24 protein-coding genes and 2 pseudogenes are annotated in these 22,335 nt (G+C 59.4%); 10 read left to right on the top strand and 16 right to left on the bottom strand.

All coding sequences use genetic code 11. The annotated features are described in order from the left end of the window. The first annotated feature begins 4 nt into the window (after positions 1-4). Together VY732_RS22650 and VY732_RS22645 are read left to right on the top strand one after the other, a co-directional pair. A complete protein-coding gene (locus tag VY732_RS22650; protein ID WP_077574226.1) occupies positions 5-349 on the top strand; it encodes a YciI family protein in 345 nt (114 codons plus the stop codon). Next, positions 342-1,583, top strand: coding sequence for an RNA polymerase sigma factor (locus tag VY732_RS22645; protein ID WP_331691821.1), 1,242 nt, complete (start codon positions 342-344; stop codon positions 1,581-1,583). The genes VY732_RS22650 and VY732_RS22645 overlap by 8 nt, the downstream gene beginning before the upstream one ends. 474 nt (positions 1,584-2,057) lie before the next feature. Here the strand turns inward: VY732_RS22645 and VY732_RS22640 are convergent, their stop codons facing one another. Continuing rightward, positions 2,058-2,912: a LysR family transcriptional regulator gene (locus tag VY732_RS22640; RefSeq protein WP_331691820.1), complete on the bottom strand. Its 855-nt coding sequence runs from the start codon at positions 2,910-2,912 to the stop codon at positions 2,058-2,060. A gap of 89 nt (positions 2,913-3,001) precedes the next feature. On the opposite strand from VY732_RS22640, the gene VY732_RS22635 reads away from it, so the two are divergent. Then, on the top strand, positions 3,002-3,439 hold the full coding sequence (locus VY732_RS22635) for a multidrug/biocide efflux PACE transporter (protein WP_331691819.1): 438 nt from the start codon (positions 3,002-3,004) through the stop codon (positions 3,437-3,439). Between the two features lie 117 nt (positions 3,440-3,556). Here VY732_RS22635 and VY732_RS22630 read toward each other — a convergent pair whose 3' ends face one another. Further along, positions 3,557-4,315, bottom strand: a complete 759-nt coding sequence (locus VY732_RS22630) for an SDR family NAD(P)-dependent oxidoreductase (protein WP_331691818.1) — start codon at positions 4,313-4,315, stop codon at positions 3,557-3,559. 121 nt (positions 4,316-4,436) lie between these two features. Between VY732_RS22630 and VY732_RS22625 the strand changes: the two genes are divergently transcribed. After that, positions 4,437-5,333: a LysR family transcriptional regulator gene (locus VY732_RS22625; RefSeq protein WP_331691817.1), complete on the top strand. Its 897-nt coding sequence runs from the start codon at positions 4,437-4,439 to the stop codon at positions 5,331-5,333. Between the two features lie 124 nt (positions 5,334-5,457). On the opposite strand, the gene VY732_RS22620 is transcribed toward VY732_RS22625, so the two are convergent. Then, a complete protein-coding gene (locus VY732_RS22620; protein ID WP_077574219.1) occupies positions 5,458-7,071 on the bottom strand; it encodes an inorganic phosphate transporter in 1,614 nt (537 codons plus the stop codon). 248 nt (positions 7,072-7,319) lie between these two features. Then, positions 7,320-8,342, bottom strand: coding sequence for a transporter (locus VY732_RS22615; RefSeq protein ID WP_077574218.1), 1,023 nt, complete (start codon positions 8,340-8,342; stop codon positions 7,320-7,322). Between the two features lie 277 nt (positions 8,343-8,619). On the opposite strand from VY732_RS22615, the gene VY732_RS22610 reads away from it, so the two are divergent. Both VY732_RS22610 and VY732_RS22605 read left to right on the top strand, forming a co-directional pair. Continuing rightward, positions 8,620-10,242, top strand: a complete 1,623-nt coding sequence (locus VY732_RS22610) for a methyl-accepting chemotaxis protein (RefSeq protein ID WP_331691816.1) — start codon at positions 8,620-8,622, stop codon at positions 10,240-10,242. A gap of 110 nt (positions 10,243-10,352) precedes the next feature. After that, positions 10,353-10,799, top strand: a complete 447-nt coding sequence (locus VY732_RS22605) for a hypothetical protein (protein WP_331691815.1) — start codon at positions 10,353-10,355, stop codon at positions 10,797-10,799. A 433-nt stretch (positions 10,800-11,232) separates the two neighbouring features. Here VY732_RS22605 and VY732_RS22600 read toward each other — a convergent pair whose 3' ends face one another. Beyond that, positions 11,233-11,538, bottom strand: a complete 306-nt coding sequence (locus VY732_RS22600) for a PepSY domain-containing protein (protein WP_212621250.1) — start codon at positions 11,536-11,538, stop codon at positions 11,233-11,235. Between the two features lie 161 nt (positions 11,539-11,699). Next, on the bottom strand, positions 11,700-12,827 hold the full coding sequence (locus tag VY732_RS22595) for a glycerophosphodiester phosphodiesterase (RefSeq protein WP_331691814.1): 1,128 nt from the start codon (positions 12,825-12,827) through the stop codon (positions 11,700-11,702). A gap of 221 nt (positions 12,828-13,048) precedes the next feature. Between VY732_RS22595 and VY732_RS22590 the strand changes: the two genes are divergently transcribed. Next, positions 13,049-13,375, top strand: coding sequence for a DUF2025 family protein (locus VY732_RS22590; RefSeq protein WP_077574214.1), 327 nt, complete (start codon positions 13,049-13,051; stop codon positions 13,373-13,375). A 125-nt stretch (positions 13,376-13,500) separates the two neighbouring features. Here VY732_RS22590 and VY732_RS22585 read toward each other — a convergent pair whose 3' ends face one another. After that, the gene (locus tag VY732_RS22585) at positions 13,501-13,806 is read right to left on the bottom strand and encodes an antibiotic biosynthesis monooxygenase family protein (protein WP_331691813.1); all 306 of its coding nucleotides are present in this window, start codon (positions 13,804-13,806) and stop codon (positions 13,501-13,503) included. After that, complete coding sequence (locus tag VY732_RS22580) at positions 13,806-14,510, bottom strand: CTP synthase C-terminal region-related (seleno)protein (RefSeq protein ID WP_331691812.1); 705 nt, start codon at positions 14,508-14,510, stop codon at positions 13,806-13,808. The genes VY732_RS22585 and VY732_RS22580 overlap by 1 nt, the downstream gene beginning before the upstream one ends. 15 nt (positions 14,511-14,525) lie before the next feature. On the opposite strand from VY732_RS22580, the gene VY732_RS22575 reads away from it, so the two are divergent. Beyond that, positions 14,526-15,467: a LysR family transcriptional regulator gene (locus VY732_RS22575; RefSeq protein WP_331691811.1), complete on the top strand. Its 942-nt coding sequence runs from the start codon at positions 14,526-14,528 to the stop codon at positions 15,465-15,467. Here the strand turns inward: VY732_RS22575 and VY732_RS22570 are convergent, their stop codons facing one another. From VY732_RS22570 to VY732_RS22555, 5 genes and pseudogenes are all read right to left on the bottom strand, one after another. Next, positions 15,468-16,001 (bottom strand): DUF1003 domain-containing protein, encoded by a 534-nt coding sequence (locus tag VY732_RS22570; RefSeq protein ID WP_331691810.1) that lies wholly within the window; start codon positions 15,999-16,001, stop codon positions 15,468-15,470. Positions 16,002-16,178: 177 nt separating this feature from the next. Beyond that, positions 16,179-16,616 (bottom strand): annotated as a pseudogene (locus VY732_RS30050) (methyl-accepting chemotaxis protein); the annotation flags it as partial. 156 nt (positions 16,617-16,772) lie between these two features. After that, positions 16,773-17,408: pseudogene (locus VY732_RS30045) on the bottom strand (PAS domain-containing protein); the annotation flags it as partial. A gap of 281 nt (positions 17,409-17,689) precedes the next feature. Beyond that, complete coding sequence (locus VY732_RS22560; protein WP_442968578.1) at positions 17,690-17,851, bottom strand: diguanylate cyclase domain-containing protein; 162 nt, start codon at positions 17,849-17,851, stop codon at positions 17,690-17,692. A gap of 120 nt (positions 17,852-17,971) precedes the next feature. Continuing rightward, positions 17,972-18,580, bottom strand: coding sequence for a TetR/AcrR family transcriptional regulator (locus tag VY732_RS22555; RefSeq protein WP_331691808.1), 609 nt, complete (start codon positions 18,578-18,580; stop codon positions 17,972-17,974). A 217-nt stretch (positions 18,581-18,797) separates the two neighbouring features. Between VY732_RS22555 and VY732_RS22550 the strand changes: the two genes are divergently transcribed. Continuing rightward, entirely contained in the window at positions 18,798-19,853 is a 1,056-nt protein-coding gene (locus tag VY732_RS22550; RefSeq protein WP_331691807.1) for an MBL fold metallo-hydrolase, read from the top strand. A 21-nt stretch (positions 19,854-19,874) separates the two neighbouring features. Here the strand turns inward: VY732_RS22550 and VY732_RS22545 are convergent, their stop codons facing one another. From VY732_RS22545 to VY732_RS22535, 3 genes are all read right to left on the bottom strand, one after another. After that, complete coding sequence (locus VY732_RS22545) at positions 19,875-20,156, bottom strand: XRE family transcriptional regulator (protein WP_331691806.1); 282 nt, start codon at positions 20,154-20,156, stop codon at positions 19,875-19,877. A gap of 10 nt (positions 20,157-20,166) precedes the next feature. After that, entirely contained in the window at positions 20,167-20,484 is a 318-nt protein-coding gene (locus VY732_RS22540) for an XRE family transcriptional regulator (protein WP_331691805.1), read from the bottom strand. A gap of 93 nt (positions 20,485-20,577) precedes the next feature. Next, entirely contained in the window at positions 20,578-21,345 is a 768-nt protein-coding gene (locus tag VY732_RS22535; RefSeq protein ID WP_116029928.1) for an AraC family transcriptional regulator, read from the bottom strand. Between the two features lie 112 nt (positions 21,346-21,457). On the opposite strand from VY732_RS22535, the gene VY732_RS22530 reads away from it, so the two are divergent. Next, entirely contained in the window at positions 21,458-22,273 is an 816-nt protein-coding gene (locus VY732_RS22530; RefSeq protein ID WP_331695889.1) for a sulfite exporter TauE/SafE family protein, read from the top strand. The last annotated feature ends 62 nt before the right edge of the window (positions 22,274-22,335 follow it).

Genomic DNA, 22,335 nt, shown 5'->3' with positions numbered 1-22,335 from the left:
CGCCATGAAGTATTTATGCCTGGTCTACAGCGATGAGCGCCTGCTGCATTCGTCGCCCGACAGCCCGGAAGACGCCGAGTGCTGGGCCTACGCCGAGTCGATTCAGGGCAGCGGACGGATGGTTGCCGCCGAAGCGCTGGAGTCGGTGCAGACCGCCACCACGGTGCGTATGCGCAACGGCAAACTGTCGATCACCGACGGCCCGTTTGCCGAGACCAAGGAGCAATTGGCCGGTTTCTATCTGATCGACGCCAAGGATCTTAACGAAGCGCTTCAGGTCGCCGGCAACATTCCGGCGGCGCGGGTTGGCAGCGTTGAAGTGCGGCCGGTGCGGCAGTTGAATGTCTGAGGTTCGGGCGCGGGTCGAGCAGGTCTATCGCCAAGACTCGCGGCGGATTCTGGCGACGCTGATTCGCCTGCTGGGTGATTTCGACCTCGCCGAAGAAGCCTTGCACGAGGCGTTCTTCGTCGCGGTCGAGCGCTGGCAGCGCGACGGCGTGCCGGATAATCCGCGTACCTGGCTGGTGTCGACCGGGCGGTTCAAGGCGATTGACGTGTTGCGTCGACGTGCACGCTTCAAAGCTTCACAGCCCTTGCTGTTGGCGCAGCTGGAAGAACTCGAACAGGCCGACTGGAGTGGCGAAGACGTGGAAGACGATCGTCTGCGGCTGATCTTCACCTGTTGTCACCCGGCGCTGGCGGCGGATGCGCAAGTGCCGCTGACCTTGCGCGAAGTCTGCGACCTGACCACCGAGGAAATCGCCCGCGCCTTTCTCTCCGCGCCGGCGGCGATTGCCCAGCGCATCGTGCGGGCGAAAGCCAAGATTCGTGATGCGAAAATCCCTTATCAAGTACCGAGCCTGAGCGAATTGCCCGAACGCCTCGACAGTGTGTTGCGGGTGATTTATCTGGTGTTCAACGAGGGGTATTCGGCGTCGGTCGGGGCTGAGTTGACCCGTGAAGATCTGACTCGCGAGGCGATCAGGCTGGGACGGCTGTTGATGGAGTTGCTGCCGGAACCGGAGGTTTTGGGGTTGTTGGCGATGATGCTGCTGCACGAATCGCGACGTTCGGCGCGCACTTCGCCGGACGGTGAATTGGTGCTGCTGGATGATCAGGACCGCTCATTGTGGGATGGCGAATTGATCGCTGAAGGTTGTGCGCTGGTCGAGCGTGCGCTGACCACGCGGCGCTTTGGGCCATATTGTTTGCAGGCGGCGATTGCGGCGGTTCATGCTGAGGCGCCGTCGGCGGCAGAAACCGATTGGGAGCAGATCGTTGGTTTGTATGACGTGCTGCTGTGCGCGGTGCCTTCGCCGGTGATCGAGTTGAACCGGGCGGTGGCGGTGGCCAAGCGCGATGGGGTGCTGAACGGATTGAATCTGATTGAAGGGATTTTGGCCCGGGGTGAGTTGCAGGATTATCACTTGGCGCATTCGGCGCGGGCGGAGTTTTGTCGGCAGTTGGGAAGGGCGGAGGAGGCGCGTTCGGCGTATTTGCGAGCCTTGGAGTTGACCCGACAAGAGCCGGAGCGGCGGTTTATTGAAGGGCGACTTTCGGCGCTGGAATTGCCCTCACCCTAGCCCTCTCCCAAAGGGAGAGGGGACCGATTGGGGGATATTGGAGAATTTCACCGACTTGAACGATCGGTTTTGAATCCAGAATCGACCCAATCTGCTCGAGGTTTAAAGTCGCAGTGAATCCATAATCGACTCGGTCTTTCAGGTCGATGTCGGACGCAAGACACCGCGGTCGGCTCCCTCTCCCTCCGGGAGAGGGCTGGGGTGAGGGGCTTTTGAGCTCATATCCAATGAATTCACAATCGACTCGGTCTCTCAGGTCGATGTCTGACGCAAGACACCTCGGTCGGCTCCCTCTCCCTCCGGGAGAGGGCTGGGGTGAGGGGCTTTTGAGCTCATATCCAGTGAATCCATAATCGACTCGGTCTTTCAGGTCGATGTCTGACGCAAGACAACGCGGTCGGCCCCCTCTCCCTCCGGGAGAGGGCTGGGGTGAGGGGCTTTTGACTTCAGGCTTGCCAGCAATCCGCAGCGCCGCTATTCCAGCATCTTGCTCAACAACCAACTCCCCGCCGGCCCCGGCGGATACAGCCGCGACCACAACGCATCAACAAACACCGGCTTAGGCCACCCACGCACCTTCAACTCCACCAACAAATCATTGCCAAAGCGCTGCGCCAGCCAACGCGGCAGCGGCGCCCAGCCAAAACCTTTCTCGGCCATTTCCAGCAGCATCAGATAACTCGGTGCCGACCACACCCGACCTTTGCCGCGACTGTCATACGGATTGACGATGGTCGCCAGGCGCAATTCGCGATGCTGTTCCAGGATGTGCTGATCAACATGATCAAGCTTGGCCAACGCGTGGTCGCGATTGACGAACAATGCGATTTCCGTGCGTTCGGCCACCGTCGACGTCGCCAGATCCGGCGGATAGTTTTCTTGCATCTCCGCGAAGGCCAGATGCGCACGACCACGCTGCACCAATTCGATCAGGTCATCACATTCGGCAATCAAACATTCCAGCTCCAGATCCGGATAACGCTGCTCAAACCCGACCAACGCGGCTTCAAAACGGTCCGACTGATAGGTATCGGAAATCGCCACCGTGAGTTTCGGCTCAACGCCTTGCGACAATTGCCGCGCGGTCATTTCCAGGCGACTGCTGGCCGCCAGAATCGCCTCGGCGCGTTGCAGCATCACATGCCCGGCCGGTGTCAGGGTCGGTTTGCGGCTGCTGCGATCAAACAGTACCAGGTCCAGATCGATCTCGAGGCTGGCCACCGCCGCGCTGATGGTCGATTGGCTGCGCCCGAGCTTGCGCGCCGCCGCCGAAAACGAACCTTGGGTGGCGGCCTGGACAAACGCCAACAGCACTTCCTGCGAAATCATCAACTATCGCCTTGATCGATGGTTACTGGTTATGAAGTATCGATGCGAGCATAGATCATGGCAACCATCTTCACTCAAGGAGTCAGGCCATGACTGCCCACAAATCCATCACTGAACGTATTTTTCAGGCCATCGGTTTCGAACTGCTGGCCATTCTGATCTGCACGCCGTTGCTGGCGTGGATCATGCAAAAACCGATGCTTGAAATGGGCGCGGTGACCGTGTTGATCGCCTTGCTGGCACTGGGTTGGAACGTGGTGTTCAACCGCTTCTTCGATCGCCTGCTGGAACGCATGAATGTGGCGCACAACGCCTGGGTGCGGGTAGTGCATGCGCTGCTGTTCGAAGGGGGCTTGATCGTGATGGGTGTGCCGCTGATTGCCTGGTGGCTGTCGGTCAGCCTGTGGCAGGCGTTTTTGCTCGACATCGGCGTGCTGCTGTTTTTCCTGCCGTACACCTACGTGTATCACTGGGGCTATGACGTTTTGCGCGAGCGGTTCATGACGCGCAACGCTTGCCAAGGCTAACACCACCTCATGTAGGAGCTGCCGAAGGCTGCGATCTTTTGCTCTTGATTTTTAAGCGCAAGATCAAAAGATCGCAGCCTTCGGCAGCTCCTACAAGGGAAAGTATTTCAGCGTTAGTTAGAGGAACATGCCGCCTGATGCCTCCACCCGTTGGCCATTGATCCACTGTCCGCCCGGCGACAGCAGCAGCGCCAACGCTCCGCCAATATCGTCCGGCTGCCCGGCACGGCCCAGCGCGGTGTTGCTGGCGACCATCGCATTCAGCGCCGAGTTATCGCGTACGGCGCCACCTCCGAAGTCGGTTTCAATCGCCCCCGGCGCGAGAATGTTCACGCCAATCTGCCGCGCACCCAACTCCTTGGCCTGATAACGGGTCAGCACTTCCATCGCGCCTTTCATCGCCGCGTAAGCGCCGTAACCCGGCAGGCTGAAACGGGTCAGGCCGCTGGAAATATTGATGATGCGTCCGCCGTCGTTAATCAGTGGCAGCAACTGCTGAGTCAGAAAGAACGGCCCTTTCAGCTGGATATTCATCAGCAAATCGAACTGCTCCGGCGTGGTTTCGGCGAACAGTGCATGAACACCGATCCCGGCATTGTTGATCAGGAAATCAAAACGCTGACGGTCGAAAGTCTGCTGCAACGACTGCTCAACGTGTTTAGCGAAATCGGCAAAGCTTTCGCTGCGGCCAACATCGAGTTGCAGCATCACGGCTTTGCCGCCAAGTGCTTGCACTTCGGCAACCAGCGCCTGCGCCTCTTCAGCACGGCTGTGGTAAGTGCCGATGATGTCGATGCCCTGAGCGGCGAGGTGCAGGGCGGCGTTCTTGCCCAGGCCACGGCTGGCGCCAGTGATCAATGCGATTTTGCGATTCATGGAGGCTTCCTCGATTGCAGTGAGTGGTGATGGGACTCAGTTTATTTATCCGCCGTGAGGTGATAAACAGAGTGAAACCGGAATCACTGATCGGCTCAGCCGAACAATCGACAGGTGACTAATGAACAAACTGGAACTGCTGCGCACCTTCGTGCGGGTCAGCGAACTGTCGAGTTTTACCCTCGCCGGGGAAAATCTCGGTCTCCCGCGATCGACCGTTTCCGAGCATGTGCAAGCGCTCGAAGCGTTACTCGGCACGCGCCTGCTGCAACGCACCACGCGCAAGGTGCAGGCGACGCAGGACGGACTGGTGCTGTACGAACGCAGCAAGGATCTGCTCTCGCACATGGACGAGATCGAAGGCTTGTTCCGCCAGGACGAGGCTTCGCTGACCGGGCGCATTCGGGTCGATCTGCCGAACATTCTCGCGCGGCGTCTGATCATGCCGCGCCTGCCGCAATTCATGGATCGGCACCCGAATCTGGAGCTGGAAATCAGCAGCACCGATCGCCGCGTGGATCTGCTCAGCGAAGGCTTTGATTGCGTGGTGAGGATTGGCGCGCAACCGGATCAATCGGTGGTCGCGCGGCACCTCGGTGACTTCCCCATGGTCAATTGCGCCAGTCCCGCGTACCTCGCGCGCTACGGCGTGCCGCAGACACTGGAAGATCTGGCGCAGCATCGGCTGGTGCATTACGTTGGCGTGCTCGGTTCGCGTTCGGAAGGGTTTGTGTACGAGGAGGGCGGCCAGGTGAAACGCTTGCCGATGGCTGGCAGCATTACGGTCAACAGCACTGACGCTTACGAGTCGGCGTGCCTCGGCGGCTTCGGTCTGACTCAGGTGCCGCGTACCGGCATGCAGCCGCATCTGGACAACGGCGAACTGGTGACGGTGCTACCGCAATTCACCGCGCCGGCGATGGGCATTTCATTGTTGTATGCGCGACAGCGGCATTTGCCGTTACGGGTGCGGGTGTTTATGGACTGGCTGGGCGATCTGATCCGCTCCGCGCTCTAAACCTGAACACCGGTCAAAACTGTAGGAGTGAGCCTGCTCGCGATAGCGGTGGGTCAGTTTAATCAATGTTGACTGATACACCGCTATCGCGAGCAGGCTCACTCCTACAGGGGATCTTCGTCCGTCAGAAGATCTGGGTGAAAAGCCAGTACAGGCTGCCTGACAGCAGGATCGCCGCCGGCAGGGTCAGCACCCACGCCATCAACAGATTGCGGATGGTCTTCATCTGCAACCCGCCACCGTTGGCGACCATGGTCCCGGCCACACCCGAGGACAACACATGCGTGGTCGACACCGGTAAACCAAACATGTCCGCCGCACCAATCGTCAGCATGGCCACGGTTTCCGCCGAGGCGCCCTGCGCATAGGTCAGGTGGGTCTTGCCGATCTTCTCGCCGACCGTCACCACAATCCGCTTCCAGCCGACCATGGTGCCCAACCCCAGCGCGATGGCCACGGCGATCTTCACCCACAGCGGAATAAACCGCGTGGCGTTGTCGATCTGTTGCTTGAACAGTTGCAGTTTGCCGCTGGTGTCGGCGTCGAAATTGCCGACCTTGTTTTTGTCCATCAGGCGAATGCTTTCGCTGGCCAGGTACATGTCATTGCGCACGTTGCCCATGGCTTCAGCCGGGACTTTCGCCAGCGAACCGTAACCTTTGACTTCCTCACCAATGTGCCCGGTGAGGGCGGCGAGGGCGGGGATCAGTTGTGGCGTGGCGTCCTTGCTGCGCACGTAATCGGAGAGCACCGCACGCGGATCGGCCGGCGTCGGCAGCGGCGCACTTTTCACCAGCGCTTGCTGGGTGACTTGCGCCACGGCGGCGAACTGCAGCGATTGTTCTTCTGGCATCGTACGGTTGAGTGCGTAGGCCATCGGCAGCGTGCCGACCAGAATCAACATGATCAGGCCCATGCCTTTCTGCCCGTCGTTGGAGCCGTGAGCGAAGGACACGCCGGTGCAGGTCAGAATCAGCAAACCGCGAATCCACCACGGCGGTGGGGTATTTCCCTCCGGTGCCTTGTACAGCGAACGATTTTTTACGAAGGCGCGCAGCGCCAGCAGCAATAGTGCCGCACAACCGAAACCCACCAGTGGCGACAGCAGCAAGGCGTAACCGATCTTGGTTGCCTGTGCCCAGTCGACACCGCTGGTGCCGTCGCGGCCGTGCATCAAGGCATTGGCCACACCGACACCGATGATCGAACCGATCAGCGTGTGCGAAGACGACGCCGGCAAACCCAGCCACCAGGTGCCGAGGTTCCACAGGATCGCCGCGATCAGCAGAGCAAAGATCATCGAGAAACCAGCGGACGAACCGACCTGCAGAATCAACTCCACCGGCAGCAACGCGATAATGCCGAACGCCACCGCACCGCTCGAAAGCAGCACGCCGAGAAAGTTGAAGAACCCCGACCAGACCACCGCGACATTGGGTGGCAGCGAGTGGGTGTAGATCACCGTCGCCACGGCGTTGGCGGTGTCGTGGAAACCGTTGACGAACTCAAAGCCCAGCGCAATCAACAGCGCCACACCGAGCAGCAGAAACGGCGTCCACGTGGTGACCACCGTGCCGAGTTCGTGCATGTCGTGCATCAGGCTGTAGGCGGTGAACAGCATTCCCATCGCCAGCACGGCGAAAAAGATCACGTAGGTGAATGGGCCGGTTTTCTTGTCGAGGGCAGGCCTGCCGCTGGCGGCGGAGGCGGGGCTGGCGGTCAGGGAGGGAGTAGCCATGAGCGGACAATCCTGAGCGAGGGAAGGAATGTCGCCCATGATCGTTGCAGAATGTTACAGAGAGACTGCGCCATGTCAGTGTTTGCTTTATTAGTCCGACCATTGATCTAAACAACGACGAAGATCCCCTGTGGGAGCGAGCCTGCTCGCGAAAACGGTGTGTCATTCAACATGATGGCGTCTGACACTCAGTCTTCGCGAGCAGGCTCGCTCCCACAGAGGATCTGCGGTGGTAGTGCATTCCGCGGTCAGTAATCGCCTCTTTTACGAAACGCCCAACGCCCGGCAATCACGGTAAACGTCGCCACCAGTGCGACCAATATCCAGAACCCCTCCGGATCCTGCGACAACGGCACGCCACCCACATTCATCCCGAAAAAACCGGCAATGATGTTGATCGGCAACGCGAGCACAGTCACCACCGTCAGAGTAAACAGCGTGCGGTTGCTCTGCTCGTTGAGGTTGGCGGCGATCTCTTCCTGGAGCAGTTTGATCCGCTCGCCGAGGGCAGTGAGGTCGTTGATGATCAGCGCAAACTCCTCGGTGGATTTGCGTAGTTCCTTGACGTCCTCCTTCTGCAACCACGGCGGCGGCCGGTTGAGCAGACGCAGCAACGAACCCGGTTCCAGCGCCAGCAGCCGTTGCAGGCGCACCAGCACGCGGCGGTTGGCACCGAGTTCAGCGCGGTTGGTCGACAACCGCGAGGAAAGCAATTCGTCCTCGACCTGATCGACGCTCAGGCTGGTTTTGCGCACGATCTGCGTCAGCACTTCGCCCTGATCGCGTAGCAGGTGCACGAGCAATTCCGAGGGCGAACGAAAGCGTTCGCCGGCCTTCACCGATGAGCGCAATTTGTCCACCGAGTGCAACGGTTGCAGGCGCGCGCTGACGATCAGTTTGCTGCGCACACAAACCCACAGCGTCGACACATCCGAAGAAACCATGCTGCTGAGGTTGAACACCACATCGTTGACCACCGCCAGCAATGCCGAGTCGACATGCTCGATGCGCGTCGAACGCGAGCCTTCGTGCAGCGCCTCGAAAAACTCTTCGGGCAATTGCAGATGACTTTTCATCCAGCGTTCGCACGCCGCATGCGCCAGATTGAGGTGCAGCCAGAGGAATTCGCCCGTGTCGTTGTCGTCCTGCAAACAGCGCAACGCTGTCGCCGAGTCGACTTCGCGACCCCGTTCGCCGGGCAGGAAACGAAAGCCATAGAGCAGGCCAAACAGATCAGGATCGCGATGGCTGATATCGAGGCTGTGGTTCATGAAGGCTCGCTGCGAGGAGGGTGCGTCGGTCGCGCAAATGGCAGGTTCACTGAGCCGCATCATCGCAATGTCACATGACATTTATATGACAGCAAAGTGACGTCAAATCAGCGACTTACCGGCGGTCGGATTTTCTTCAAGAAGCGCTCTGGCGCGCCGATCACAGGTGCGTTAGGTTGCGCGCCATTGGCCATGAGCCAAGGCTCGCCGACATGGATGTCCGGCACAATTTCACGCCTTACCGGGCGTGCCTCATTCTTGTCCTGAGTATCTTTCGATGCTGCAAAAATCCCTGAGAGCGCAAATTCTCGCCCTGCTGAGCGGCAGCCTGCTGGCGGTGCTGTTGATTGCGCTGGCGTGTTTTCATTTCCTCTCCAACGGCGTGCAAAGCTACAGCCAATTGATCGCCGGTCCCCTGCACACCTCGCAACTGATCGACGAAGCCAATCTGCAATTCAAGGTGCAGGTGCAGGAGTGGAAAAACGTCCTGCTGCGCGGCAAACAACCGGCGGATCTGGCCAAGTACTGGGGCCAGTTCGAAGACCGGCAGCGCGATGTACAGAACATCCTTGGTGAACTGGCCGGGCAGAAAGGCATTGAGCCCAGTCTGAAATCGCGCATCGAACGCCTGCGCGACGAACACCGTCAACTGGGTAGCGCTTATCAGAGGGGACGCGATGCCTACGTGGCTGCCGGTGGTGATCCGACGGCGGGTGACGCGGCGGTCAAAGGCGTTGACCGTGCCGCCAGTGATCAGATGAGCGAACTGGTCGCTGAGTTGCGCAAGCAGGGTAGTGCACAGTCGGCGCTGATCAGTGCCGAGGCCGATCGCACCGTGTGGCTGGGGCTGCTGGTGATGCTCGCATCGGGTCTGCTGATCGGCTTGTTGAGCCTGTGGCTGGTCAACCGCAACCTGGTCGAGCCGATCCGCAAACTCATCGATTACGTCACCCAATTGAGCCGCGGCAAACTGGCCGAACGTGTGGTCAGCGACCGTCAGGATGAACTGGGCAACCTCGCCGCTGCGGCCAATACCCTGCGCGATTTCCTCGCCGACACCTTCACCCGTTTGCAGCGCAGCGCCAGTGATCTGGACAGCGCCAGCGGTGAGTTGAATGCGATCGCCACGACCATGGCCGGCGGCACCAACGAGCAGTTCAACCGCACCGATCAAGTGGCCACGGCGATGAACGAAATGTCCGCCACCGCCCAAGAAGTGGCGCGTCACGCTGCCGATGCCGCGCGTGCTGCGGACGATGCCGACCAGTCTGCCCAGCAGGGTGAGAAGGTCATGCAGAGCACCATTCACTCGATCACCCAGATGCGCGGTGAAATCGCCAACACCGCCACGGTGATTCGTCGTCTGGAAGCCGACAGCGGCCGCATTGGCAAAGTGCTGGAAGTGATTCGTGGCATCGCCGAACAGACCAACCTGCTGGCGCTCAATGCTGCGATCGAAGCGGCGCGGGCCGGCGAGGCCGGGCGTGGTTTTGCGGTGGTCGCCGATGAAGTGCGTAACCTCGCGCAGCGTACGGCTGAGTCGATCATCGAGATCAACCAGATCATTCAGAGCGTGCAGACCGGTGCGGTGGACGCCGCACAAGCCATCGACAGCGGCCAGACGCGCAGCGATGAAAGTGTCGAGCAAGTGACCCAGGCTGGCGCGATGCTGGAGCGCATCACCCACGCCGTGGAAGCGATCCGCGACATGAACCGTCAGATCGCTACTGCTGCCGAAGAGCAGACCTCGGTGGCCGAGGACATCTCGCGCAACCTCACCGAGATCACTTCGATCGCCAGCACCAACCTCGACAACGTCCAGCGCACCGAAAGCGCCAGCCAGAACCTGCATGGTCTGTCCGGGCAACTGAACGAAGTCACCGCGCGCCTGAGCGCCTGACGCCATCGACTGTGTACCGGTTCGGATACCGAGTCGGTACACAGTCGATCTCAATTACCTGCGGCCGTGGTCGATGACCGGTTATCTATAACCGGCATTGGAGCCTTTCCATGGTCAGCATCACTTCTGTTTCGATCAATCAGACCGTCAGCGCACCGACCAGCAAAACGTCGATCAGTGACGTTGGTGACGACACGTCTACCTCAGCAACCGCCAGCACGGGTGCGACTGCCGATACCGGTAAAGTCGCTGCCGGTGGTGGGGCCGCTCCGGTGGGTGACAGCAGCTCCAGCAGCAGCGAAGAATCGGATTCGGTGAAGGAACTGCGCAAGCAGATTGCCGAGTTGCAGAAGCAATTGCAGGAAGAACAGCAGGCGTTGCAAGCGGCGCAGGCGAAGCAGGAAAGTTCTAATGCCAAAGCCGCCGAAGTAGCCGCCGCACAAGCGCAGATCACAGCCACCTCGGCCTCCCTGTCCACCGCCACCGCCTCGCTGTTGCAGGCGTTGCAGGATTCCGACTCGAGCACTTCCGGCTCGCTGGTCAGCACCTCGGCGTGATGCCCTTTCCCCTCACCCTAGCCCTCTCCCAAGGGAGAGGGAACTGACCGTGGTGACTATTTGAGGTACGCCGACCTGAAATATCGAGGCGCACTCAGGCCTTTGTTGTTTACTTGTCGGCTGCAAGATTGCGAGTCGAACTCAGGCCTTGAATAGCCCGCGGTCTGCCCCCTTTCCCCTCACCCTAGCCCTCTCCCGGAGGGAGAGGGGACTGACCGTGGTGATTATTTGAGGTACGCCGACCTGAAATATCGAGTCGAACTCAGGTCTTGAATAACCCCCCGATCGGCTCCCTTTCCCCCTCGCCCCCTTGGGGGAGAGGGCTGGGGTGAGGGGGAGAAAATCTCACTGACAACACATCAACAAAGCCAAACACCAGACACAAAAAAGCCGCACGATCTTTCAATCGTGCGGCTTTCGCTTGTGCGCGGTATCAGTGGTCTTGCTTGTTGCTCAGCACTTTGCCGGTGGTGGCGTCGAAGTCGACATCCCATTCAGTGCCATCGGCCAAACGCAGCTCAACTTCATACTCATAACCATTGAAGTGGTTATCCAGGTCAGTGTCAGTAATAGTCGCACCCGGATGCAGTTTCAGCGCTTCGGCGTTCATTGACTCCAGCGACTTGATCTTGCCCGACTTAACCAGTTCAGGAATCTGGTCAACGCGAACATCCGCCTGGGCCAGGCCAGCGGTAAGAGTCAGGGCAGCGGCGGTAAACAGGGCAGTCAAAGTTTTCATGGGTTCATTCCTTGGTTGATTCGTTTAAGTGGCCTCAGGTTAACCAGCGCAACTTAACTCACCCTTAAAACCCCGCACCCAAACAAAACGGGCAAGCCATGCACCTGCACAGAACCTGTGGGAGCGTGGCTTGCCCGCGATGAAGGCGCCTCGATTTCAGATCAGAAACCGTTGTTCTTCAACACCTGATCAACACTGCCGGCCGCCGGGCGTTTGTAGAACTTCAACAGTTCGCTGGCGCGGTTGGTGAAGATACCGTCGACACCGGCCGCCATGACTTTCTCGAAGTCCACTGGCTCATCAACGGTGTAGACGTGCACCAGCAGGCCTTGATCGTGGGTGTATTTATTCATCCACGGTTGCACCAGATCCGAATAGCTCTGGTCGCCGCCCTTGGTCAACTTCGCCGAAGGGCCGGTGCCGATCGCACCCTGGGCCTTGGCGTAATCCACCCATTGCTTGAATTCGGCTTCGGACTTCGGCTCTTGTTTGCCGTAGAAAACGTTTTTGTCCTTCTCGCCGGACTCGGCAAACGTCACCTTGGATTTCGGATCGATGCTGCCTTCGCCCACCCACAACAGAAGGATTTTCGGCACCTGCGGCATTTCTTTTTCCAGCAGTTCGAGGCTGTTCTTCTCGAACGTTTGCAGAATCACCTTGCCTTTGCCCTGACCCACGCCCAGCGCACTTTTCGCCAGTTTCGAACCGGCCGGGCTCAGCCAGCCACGATCCTGCAGTTTTTCCTTGAGGTCTTTCTCGATCCCGGGAAACAGTTGCGGCTCTTTGGTCTCGATGTACAGGCCCGGCTTGTGTTGCGGATTGGCCTGAGCGATGTCGATGATTTCATCGAGGGTCAGAATTTTCAGTCCGGCGTAGGACGGGCGGGCGCGATCCGGGTACTTGGCGTTGAACCAGCTGCCGGCGTCGAGGGTTTTCAGTTCGGCCATGGTAAACGCGGTGGCCGAGGCGTCCTTGCGCTCCGGGAATTTGGTCGCAACGTCGGTGGTGCGTTGCAGGTTGTCGTCGTGCAGGGCGAACAACACGCCGTCCTTGCTGCGCTGCAAGTCCATTTCCAGGTAATCGGCGCCCAGATCGCGAGCCAGTTTGTAGGAGGCTGCGGTGGATTCCGGTGCATCGAAAGACGCGCCACGGTGGGCGATCACCGCCGGGTGCGGGATGCCGTTTGCGGCAGCGAGCGCTTTCGGATCGGTTTGGCTGGCGGCGTGCGCCTGACCGAGGCCGAGCAGCAGGCTCAGGACCAGAGCACTTTTGGTGAAAGTAGCGGGCATGTTCGAGTTCCTTTCGCAGGGCATTTTCAAAGACGTACCTTTTAACAACTGAATCGCTCGGGTGCTATCGCAGGACCGACATAAACGTATTAAAAGCGATTTTTCCTGCACTTTTGTGGCGCGGTTTGCAGTACGCTTGACCTCGGCAGACGTCCCGGCAGAGGGCGCGCCGCTCTGTTGCCCTGCGTGTAAACCATCGATCATTTTTCGTGAGGTTTACCATGCGCATCACCTCCCAACTCATCTGCCAGGCTGCCGACGATCTCAAGGGTTTTGTCGGCCTTAACCGCAAAACCGGTCAATACATCGTGCGTTTCAGCGAAGATTCGTTCGGCATGGACGTGGCCGATGACGGCATTATTCCTGTGAACGAATTCGTCTGGGCGCCGGCGACAGCGCAGACCATGACGCTTAAACGCGAGTTGATTCAGTTGTTGCTGGATCAGAATATTGATGACCGGATCAACATCACCGAGCCGTTGCGCGTTTATATGAGCAAGGTTGAGGTGCCGGAGATTGAGGCGGTGCGCAGTCTGGTGCGCGGCTGAAGATTTGCTGTGAGGGTGAGGGCCTCTTCGCGAGCAGGCTCGCTCCCACATGGGAACAGTGGTGGTCACAAATCCCCTGTGGGAGCGAGCCTGCTCGCGAAGGCGGCCGCCAATGCGCCGCCATTTTATGGCCCGAACCGATACTCGCGTTCAACCTTGCACACCCGCGTATGAAATACCGAATACCACTGTTCCCGCCCACGCTGCTGAATCAAGCGATGCTCAGGATGCTGCCGCCACGCCAGAATCGCCGCCTCGCTCTGCCAATACGACACCGTAATCCCGACGCCATCCGCCCCACGAACCGACTCCACCCCAAGAAACCCCGGCTGCTCACTGACCAACGCAGCCATGCGCTCAGCCGCCTCGGCATACCCATTGTCACCTTCGGTTCGAGTCGAAGTAAAAATCACCGCAAAGCAATCAGTCATCAACGCGGCTCCATGCAAGCTTCGACAAACGCGCGCACCAGCGGCGGCATCTGCCCTTTGAGCGCGGCACGTTCTGGCTGGAACAACGTCGCGACAAAGAAGCGGTGATCCTTGAGTTCTATAGCGCGTAAATCCCCTGACGAATCATGCCCCACTGCCTGTAGCCGATCGTTCAACAGTTGCTGTTCGAACAGCGGATTCACACCGAAGCGGCAGCGATAGCCTTCAAGAATCTGCGACGTTTCGTACGCCTTGGCGATCAACGACCCGGGAACCAAGTGAATACTGTCCACCGCTTCGACCAGCGAACAGGTCAACGGCGTGAGTACCGCGCGTTCAGAGTCGGGCGATGTTTCACCGTGTTCCGCATCCTCCCAACCCAACACGTTGCGGGAAAACTCCAGCACCGCATGCTGAAAACCGCCGCAGGTGCCGAGGAAAGGGCGCTGCTGTTCGCGGGCAAAACGGATCGCCCGCAGTGCGCCGTCTTCGCTTTTGTAGGGGCTGGCGGGTACGCACCAGAAACCGTCGAACCGCTCGAGCGGCGTATCGGCGTGGATCTGCTCGGTGGGCAACCATTCGAATTGCACGTTGCGGTTGAGGTGTTCGGCGACCAGCCCGAGGGCGACGGGAATGGCTTGGTGAGCGGTGACCTGCGGGTCGTAATCGCCAATCAGGGCGATACGGATGGCGCTGTTTTCCATGGGGGTTCCCTGCGCTTGTTGATTGATGGCACTCACTATAGATTGGCGTTCACGCACTCAATATGGGCGTTTCCCCAAGTGATCAATGCAGCCACGCACTATCAGCTCGACTACCCCGATCTGGCCCTGATTCTGGCCTTGGTGCGCGGCGGCTCTCTGGCCCGCGCTTCGCAGCTGTTGAAGGTCGACGTATCGACGGTGTTTCGCGCCGTGCGCCGTCTCGAAGCCGCACTCGGTCAGCAACTGTTCGAAAAAAGCCGCGCCGGCTATTTACCGACAACTCTCGCGCAGACACTGGCCGAGCAAGCCGAACGCGCCGAGCAAGCACTAGAGGCCGCGCGCATTGGCGTGGAGCAGGGCGGCGAAGTGGTCAGCGGCACGGTGCGTCTGACCTGTACCGATTCGGTGCTGCAGAGTTTGCTGCTGCCAGCACTGGCGCAGTTCATGCCCAATTACCCGGCACTGACCATTGAGCTCAGCACCTCCAACGATTTCGCCAACCTCAGCCGCCGCGATGCCGACATCGCCCTGCGCCTGACGCGGACACCGCCGGAACATCTGGTCGGACGGCAACTGGCGAAGATTTCCTATCGGGTCTGCGCCAGTGCGCGGTATCTGCAAAATGTCGATGCTTCGGATCTGACGACGTTGACCTGGATCGCCCCGGACGACTTTCTACCCGATCACCCAACCATCGCCTGGCGTCGTCAGCATCTACCCGGCGTCACCCCGGGCTATCGATGCAACAGCATGTTGTCAGTGACAGAGCTGGTTCGCGCGGGCCTCGGCGTGGCGGCGTTACCGGACTTTCTGATCACCGGCGGTTTGCAGGCGTTGAGCGAGCCGCTGCACGGTTACGACACCGCGCTGTGGCTGCTGACTCGCCCGGATTGCCGCGCCTTGCGCTCGGTGGTGACGTTGTTTGATGAGTTGGGGCGGGCGCTGCGGTTGCCGTGATCAGCGCTGCGGGTTCTGGCGCATGTGATCGTGCAACTCGCTGGTCAGGCTGGCGATGCGTTCGGTGAGGTTTTTGGTCATTTCGGTGAGGCGGGTGTTCTGCTCCAGCAGTTCAAGCAGTTGCGCGGTGTTCTTCGCGGCTTGGGCCTGGCGCTCGGTATTGGCCTGTGCCAGCGCTTCACGGTGTTGCGCATCGGCATCGGCTTGCGCCTTGTCGCGCGCGGCCTGACGGGTTTGTGCCAGCAGAATCAGCGGCGCGGCGTAGGCCGATTGCAGGCTGAAAGCGAGATTCAACAGGATAAACGGGTAAACGTCGAAGGTGGTCACGCCAAACGCGTTGAGGCAGACCCACAACAGCACAATCAGGGTTTGCGCGCCGAGAAACATCGGCGTGCCGAAGAACCGCGCAAACGCCTCGGCGCGCAGGGCGAACGTGTCATTGCCGAAGGTGGTGCTGAGGTGGGCGTGAGGGCGGTGGAAGCGCAGGTGATCGACGGGAGCTGTTTCAGGCGATGCGGGTTTTTCAGTGGTCATGGTGCACTCGGCAGGGCGTGGGACGTGTAGTCACTATAGCCCTGCGTTATGGCGACCGGCCCCTTCGCGAGCAAGCTCGCTCCCACAGGTAGCCGGGGTATTCACAAATATTGTGATCAACCTAACCCCTGTGGGAGCGAGCTTGCTCGCGAAGGCAACGACGCGGTCTACCTGCCTTTAACCCGGCACCCGCTCATTGGCAAACATGCTCACCGCATCCACCGCCTCACTGGCGCCATCACGAATCTGCAGAATCACCGTCCCCGCCTGATTCGCCAACTCGACCCCTTCAGCCGCGCGACCCCGGGTGCCTTCCATACTCTTGATGGCCTGGCGGGTCTCGTTCTGGATCAGCCCGATCATGCTGGAAATTTCCGCCGTCGAGCCGCTGGTACGTGCCGCCAGTTGTCGCACTTCATCAGCGACCACAGCAAATCCGCGTCCCTGTTCACCGGCGCGCGCTGCTTCGATCGCAGCGTTGAGCGCCAGCAGATTGGTCTGGTCGGCAATCGCGCGGATGGTGTTGACGATGGCGGTGATCTGCTCGGAGCGTTCACCCAGTTGTGCAATCAGCGTTGAAGATTCGGCAATGTCCTCGGCGATTTCGCGCATTTCGCTGGCGGCCTGCTGGATCACCTGCGTACCTTGCTCGGCGACTTTTCGCGTCGCCACCGAGATGTGATACGCCGCGCTGGCACTGCGCGCGTCCTGCTCGTGTTGCTCGACTCGGGCGGTCACGTCGGAGGCGAACTTCACCACTTTGCACAAGCGCCCGGCAGCGTCGTAAACCGGGTTGTAGTTGGCTTCGAGCCACACCGTTTGCCCGCGTTTATCGACGCGTTCGAACTGACCCTGGAAAAGCTCGCCCTGGTTCAAACGCCGCCAGAAATCCTCATACGCGCTGCTATTGACCAATGCCGGCGTGCAGAACAAACGGTGATGTTTACCTTTCAGCTCGGCGAGGGTGTAACCCATGCGCGTCAGAAAATTCTGATTGGCCGTGAGAATGCTGCCGTCGAGGTTGAATTCGATGACCGCCATGGCGCGGTCAATCGCCTGCAACTTGGCGTTGGCCTCACTTTCCTGCTGCACCTTGGCGGTCACCTCCATCGCGTACTTGACCACTTTCACCACCCGTCCCGAGGCATCCTTGATCGGGTTGTAACTGGCTTCCAGCCAGATCGGCTGACCCTTGCCGTCGACCCGTTCAAACGTACCGGACTGAAACTGGCCGTTTTTCAGGCGAGACCACAAATCAGTGTACTGAGCACTACGGCCGAACTCTGGTGTGCAAAAGCGCCGATGCGCTTGGCCGATCGCTTGTTCGGCGGTGTAACCCATGGTCTTGAGAAAGTTGTCATTGGCACGCAGCACCACGCCATCGAGGTCGAACTCGATCACCGCCATCGAGCGATTGATCGCATCGAGCAGGCCGGCTTGTTCGGTGAGGGTGCGCTGAAGGTCATCGACGACGGCTTTGTGGCGATTGAAGAACATGCTCGCAGTACTCTGGAAGAAGGGGAAGATCGAGGATTCAGTCCCTATTTCCGCGCTGGCAGACCGAATGCGCGGACGGCATTCGGCGGTGACTGCTCAATGCCAGCATTCCTTAACTGGCAGATGGCTACTTATACAAAACTTCATAAAGTTGTACAAGAAAGTAATTATTTGTAATTTTGTATAACTTTTTAAGCGCTGGCGTTGTCTGTCGCGGTACGGCTCAAGGCTACGTTGATAGTGTTGCGGCCCTTATGTTTGGCGGTGTACAGCGCTTTGTCGGCATCGTCCAGCCAGTCGAGGGCATCCTTGTACAAGGGTTGATACCGCGCCAGACCGATACTCAGACCCACTCGCAAGTCTGGCACCTGCGGATGACAACATGAATTCAATGCTTCACCCATCGCTCCATCAAGCCTCCATGCCTCGTACAGCGGCAACTGGCAGGGAGCGGGTTACAGGTGGAGGGCGATTTAGAGCTGATAGCAGGCCAGAAACATCTCCAGCGCCGATTCGGCGACGGTGTTCTGCGTGTCGACATCAAGAGCGGCGCGGCCCATCGACATCTGTGGCCAGAAGCCAAAGGTCTTGAGCAAACCTTGTACTTGATGGGCGGCGAATTCCGGGTCGACCGGTTTCAATCGGCCGTCGGCCTGCGCGGCGCGAATCCACACGGTCAGAGCTTCTTCGCGCTCGCCCATGCGCTCGATCATGTTCTGCGCGCGCTCCGGAGAATGAATGGTTGCAGCAATTGCCACCCGTGCCAGGGTCAGAAAATTCTCGTCAGCCATCAACTGCACCTTGGCCTGCAGCATCTGCCGTAATTGCTCGCGCAAGGGCTGATCGCGGTTGTAGGTCACCGATTGCTCGGCGCTGATTCGTGCCCACAACTGGTTGAGAATTTCGGCGAACAACTCTTCTTTACTGGGAAAATGGTTGTACACCGTGCGCTTCGACACACCGGCCGTGGCCGCGATTTTGTCCATGCTGGTGATCTCGAAACCGTGGGCACGGAATTCGGCAATCGCCGCCTGAATAATGGCTTCGCGTTTACGGTCGGTGAGTCGCAGTGGAACTGTCATAAGTACGCTTCGGCAGAGAAAAGATGAAATTACACTTGGCAGTTTACTTGTCATCCGCTTTGATGCAACCTAGAAACTACACCGGTCAGTGTAATGTTGCGTTAATCCTCGCAATCTAAAAACCAGACAGTTCGGCCTATTGCGTGCAGCTTTGGCCATTTATCGTCCCACCGTGGAAAAACCGCGAATTGCGCGGTTTTTCTGGAGTCATTCAGTCATGGCCAATCCAGTTTCGCTCCCGGATAACACATCCACGCCTGAAGCCTCGCGGCAGCATCAGGGGCTGTTTCGCAATCACGCACCCGTGCAGCGCGAAGGCCTACGCAAAATGCTGCGGATCATGTGGAACATGATTTTCCACAAACCGCGCAACACCCGGCCCGCCGCGCCGATCCCGGTGCAAGCGTTGACTCGGGAAGAGCTGCTGGCAGCGCCCAATCACAGCGTCTATCGCCTCGGTCACTCGACTCTGTTGCTGAAGCTGCGCGACAAATTCTTCATCACCGACCCGGTCTTCGCCGAGCGCGCATCGCCAGTGCAGTGGGCCGGGCCGAAACGCTTCCACCAGCCACCGATCAGCATCGACCAGTTGCCACCGATCGAAGCGGTAATCCTGTCGCACAACCATTACGACCACCTCGATTATCAGGCCGTGCTCAGGCTGGCCGCCAAGACCAACCTGTTCCTGACCCCGCTCGGCGTCGGCGACACCCTGATCAAATGGGGCATCGAAGCCAGCAAAGTCCGCCAATACGACTGGTGGCAGGGCGCCGAAATTGCCGGCATCCGTTTCGTCGCCACACCGTCGCAACACTTCTCCGGCCGTGGTCTGTTCGATGGCAACAGCTCACTGTGGGCGTCATGGGTGATGATCGACGGCGACACGCGGATCTTCTTCAGTGGCGACAGCGGCTACTTCGACGGCTTCAAACGCATCGGCGAACAGTACGGCCCCTTCGACCTGACCCTGATGGAAACCGGCGCCTACAACGTCGAATGGCCACACGTGCACATGCAGCCCGAAGAAACCCTGCAAGCGCACATCGACCTCAAAGGCCGCTGGCTCTTCCCGATCCACAACGGCACCTTCGACCTGGCCATGCACGCCTGGCACGAACCGTTCGACCGGATCCTGGCATTGGCGTGGGAACGCAGTATTTCCATTACCACGCCGCAGATGGGCGAGGCGTTTAACATCGCTCAACCGCAACGCGGGGAGGCGTGGTGGTTGGCGGTTGAAGGGGAGAGTGAGGCGGTGGTGCAGAGCGCCTGATGAGTTGGAGACGGTTCGCGTCTAAGGGGGCGAACCGGTTGCTCCAGAACCAAGCCCTGAAATCTTGATCTTGTATTCGGCCATCGTAGTAACGGGTACCTCCCGGAATTTTCCACGAAGGATTTGCTGGAGATTCTCCAGAGGTATTCCCAGTCTTTGTGCAGCCTCAGATTCGCTCATGTCGCTGGACTCGATGAGCGAGACCAATTTTGTCGCGTACTCGGACTTGAGCAGCATCTCGCCTGTATGCTCAAGCCCTAAATCTTGATAAACATTGCCTGTGCTTTCTTCGATCTCGCTCATGTTTTTATCCTTACTCAGCCATCGCAAAATCCCCACGTCCCACCGCTTCCGACGAAACGCTCTGAAAACTCGCACTACGCCCCGGCGCAAACCCGGGAAAGAACACCAGCCCCTGCGCCTCGAACCGGTAAGCCAACGCCAGTCGCGCCGCATCCGCGACATCCTGCTGCGCTTCAAAGCGTTGGATGTCTTCAACCGGGACCTCAGCCTCTCGCGATAGCTGTTCCACGCTCCAGCCCAGCATCGCTCGGGCCTGGACGCAGTGCGTCGGGGTGAACTGGAAAAGGGCAATGCGTTCGAGGATGTGGTTCATCGCAAGAGAGGCCATGGTGTGCTCCGGGCTCAAGAGTGCTGATTGAAAATGTACTGTGTTTTTGTACAGTTGTTTTCGGCCGGGATCAAACGCATTTTTTGATTTGCGCTAATTCGCCGCCTCCAACCAGACGGACGGTGCCTGCCCGAGGATCCGCCGGAACATCGTCGAGAACGCCGCCGGGCTTTCATAACCGAAGTCCAGCGCGATGCGCGTCACCGCTTCACCTGAGGCCAAACGTGCCAGCGCCAGGACCACGCAAGCCTGCTGCCGCCATTGCCTGAAGCTCAGCCCGGTTTGTTGGCGAAACAGTCTGTTGAAGGTACGCAAGCTTATGTGTAATTGGTCAGCCCACTGCTGTGGTGATTGGTGGGCGTACGGCTGATGCAGAAAGGTCTGACACAGAGACAGGAGCTTTCCGTCAGTCGGCAGCGGAATGTGCAGCGGCAGCGGCGCACTGCGCGTCAATTCATGCAGCAACAGATCAATCAACACACCATCGCGCCCGCCGAGGTCATAGGTCAGCGGTACCTCCACCGCCTCCATCAGCAAATGCCGCATCAACGGCGACACGCTGATCACCTGACAGCGCTCCCCCAAATCCACTGCACCCGGTTCGATGTACAAGCTGCGCGTGCTGACCCCAAGCATCAACACCTCGTGCGCCACCCCCGGCGGAATCCACACCGCCCGCTGCGGCGGCACCACCCAGTTGCCGTCATGGGTGCTGACTTGCATCACCCCGGTCGCGCCATACAACAATTGCGCCCGTCGATGCGTGTGAAAAGGCAGCAAGTGACCGTGGGAATAATCCGTACCGATCGCCACCACCGCGCGCGGTGTGTCATCCAGCAGATTGATCGAAACATTGCGCATCAGGTGTTTCCCAGTGGTTGGCGTAAACGCAAACATTATTGGCTGAGTTGCTGAAGCAGGCCAAGCGATGCCGCTCTATCGTCGACCGTTCTCCCACCACGGACGCCTCGACATGTTCTATTTACTGCTGACCCTCTTCGGCTGCCTGACCGGTATCACCGCCGTGCTGTTCGGCTTCGGCGGCGGCTTCGTCGTGGTGCCGCTGCTGTATCGCCTGCTCACCGCCAGCCACGGCGTCGACGACCCGATCGGCCAGTCAGCGATGCACATCGCCGTCGCCACTTCGACCTGCGTGATGATCGTCAACGCCCTGATCGCCACCGACAAACACCGTCGCGCCAGCAATCTCATTCGTCATTACCTGTGGCCGTTGGGAGGGTTCATCGGAGTGGGTGCGGTCGTGGGTGCAATGGCGGCGGTGTGGGTCAGCGGCGACGTGATTCGCTATGCGTTCATCGGCTACCTCGGTGTAACCATTGTCGATTGCTTGCTCAGGCGCGGGTTTCTCACTCAGAACGCAGGCGTCATCCCACGCCGACTTGGCGCTACGGAAACTTCCGCAGGTGGTGTAGGCATCGGCGCCATTGCGACGTTTCTCGGTGTAGGCGGCAGCGTCATGACCGTGCCGTTGTTGCGCCGCTGTGGATTGAGCATGTCGCAAGCGACGTCCATGGCCAATCCGCTGAGTGTGCCGGTGGCAGTTGCGGGGACGCTGACGTACATGGCGCTTGCCGGGTTCAGTCAGGCTGACCTGGGCGCGTGGTTTGTCGGGTATGTGGATTTGCTGGCGTTTGCGGTGCTGACGGTTGGCTCGCTCATCGGGATTCGATTGGCCGCGCCATGGATTGGACGAATCCCGGATCGGGTGCATGCGCGTGTGTACATCGGGCTGTTGCTGATGGTGATGATCAGCATGTGCTTGAGTTGAAGGCGACAGCGCTCGATTCCCCCGCGCAACCTCGACATAATCCGCAACGTTTTCTCATGGGC

The sequence above is a fragment of the Pseudomonas sp. ZY71 genome (assembly GCF_036542145.1).
Taxonomy (GTDB): domain Bacteria; phylum Pseudomonadota; class Gammaproteobacteria; order Pseudomonadales; family Pseudomonadaceae; genus Aquipseudomonas; species Aquipseudomonas koreensis_A.
Note: the sequence above shows the minus strand (reverse complement) of the source record. Positions and strands in the feature narration are given on the sequence as shown.

Bases quoted from the DNA above. Each gene is read 5' to 3' on its own strand.
- VY732_RS22605 (WP_331691815.1), top strand. From the start codon at position 10,353: ATGGTCAGCATCACTTCTGTTTCGATCAATCAGACCGTCAGCGCACCG.
- VY732_RS22535 (WP_116029928.1), bottom strand. From the start codon at position 21,345: ATGCGCAATGTTTCGATCAATCTGCTGGATGACACACCGCGCGCGGTG.
- VY732_RS22610 (WP_331691816.1), top strand. From the start codon at position 8,620: ATGCTGCAAAAATCCCTGAGAGCGCAAATTCTCGCCCTGCTGAGCGGC.
- VY732_RS22570 (WP_331691810.1), bottom strand. From the start codon at position 16,001: ATGACCACTGAAAAACCCGCATCGCCTGAAACAGCTCCCGTCGATCAC.
- VY732_RS22630 (WP_331691818.1), bottom strand. From the start codon at position 4,315: ATGAATCGCAAAATCGCATTGATCACTGGCGCCAGCCGTGGCCTGGGC.
- VY732_RS22585 (WP_331691813.1), bottom strand. From the start codon at position 13,806: ATGACTGATTGCTTTGCGGTGATTTTTACTTCGACTCGAACCGAAGGT.
- VY732_RS22555 (WP_331691808.1), bottom strand. From the start codon at position 18,580: ATGACAGTTCCACTGCGACTCACCGACCGTAAACGCGAAGCCATTATT.
- VY732_RS22545 (WP_331691806.1), bottom strand. From the start codon at position 20,156: ATGAGCGAGATCGAAGAAAGCACAGGCAATGTTTATCAAGATTTAGGG.
- VY732_RS22620 (WP_077574219.1), bottom strand. From the start codon at position 7,071: ATGGCTACTCCCTCCCTGACCGCCAGCCCCGCCTCCGCCGCCAGCGGC.
- VY732_RS22530 (WP_331695889.1), top strand. From the start codon at position 21,458: ATGTTCTATTTACTGCTGACCCTCTTCGGCTGCCTGACCGGTATCACC.
- VY732_RS22650 (WP_077574226.1), top strand. From the start codon at position 5: ATGAAGTATTTATGCCTGGTCTACAGCGATGAGCGCCTGCTGCATTCG.
- VY732_RS22550 (WP_331691807.1), top strand. From the start codon at position 18,798: ATGGCCAATCCAGTTTCGCTCCCGGATAACACATCCACGCCTGAAGCC.
- VY732_RS22640 (WP_331691820.1), bottom strand. From the start codon at position 2,912: ATGATTTCGCAGGAAGTGCTGTTGGCGTTTGTCCAGGCCGCCACCCAA.
- VY732_RS22635 (WP_331691819.1), top strand. From the start codon at position 3,002: ATGACTGCCCACAAATCCATCACTGAACGTATTTTTCAGGCCATCGGT.
- VY732_RS22625 (WP_331691817.1), top strand. From the start codon at position 4,437: ATGAACAAACTGGAACTGCTGCGCACCTTCGTGCGGGTCAGCGAACTG.
- VY732_RS22580 (WP_331691812.1), bottom strand. From the start codon at position 14,510: ATGGAAAACAGCGCCATCCGTATCGCCCTGATTGGCGATTACGACCCG.
- VY732_RS22615 (WP_077574218.1), bottom strand. From the start codon at position 8,342: ATGAACCACAGCCTCGATATCAGCCATCGCGATCCTGATCTGTTTGGC.
- VY732_RS22645 (WP_331691821.1), top strand. From the start codon at position 342: ATGTCTGAGGTTCGGGCGCGGGTCGAGCAGGTCTATCGCCAAGACTCG.
- VY732_RS22540 (WP_331691805.1), bottom strand. From the start codon at position 20,484: ATGGCCTCTCTTGCGATGAACCACATCCTCGAACGCATTGCCCTTTTC.
- VY732_RS22600 (WP_212621250.1), bottom strand. From the start codon at position 11,538: ATGAAAACTTTGACTGCCCTGTTTACCGCCGCTGCCCTGACTCTTACC.
- VY732_RS22595 (WP_331691814.1), bottom strand. From the start codon at position 12,827: ATGCCCGCTACTTTCACCAAAAGTGCTCTGGTCCTGAGCCTGCTGCTC.
- VY732_RS22590 (WP_077574214.1), top strand. From the start codon at position 13,049: ATGCGCATCACCTCCCAACTCATCTGCCAGGCTGCCGACGATCTCAAG.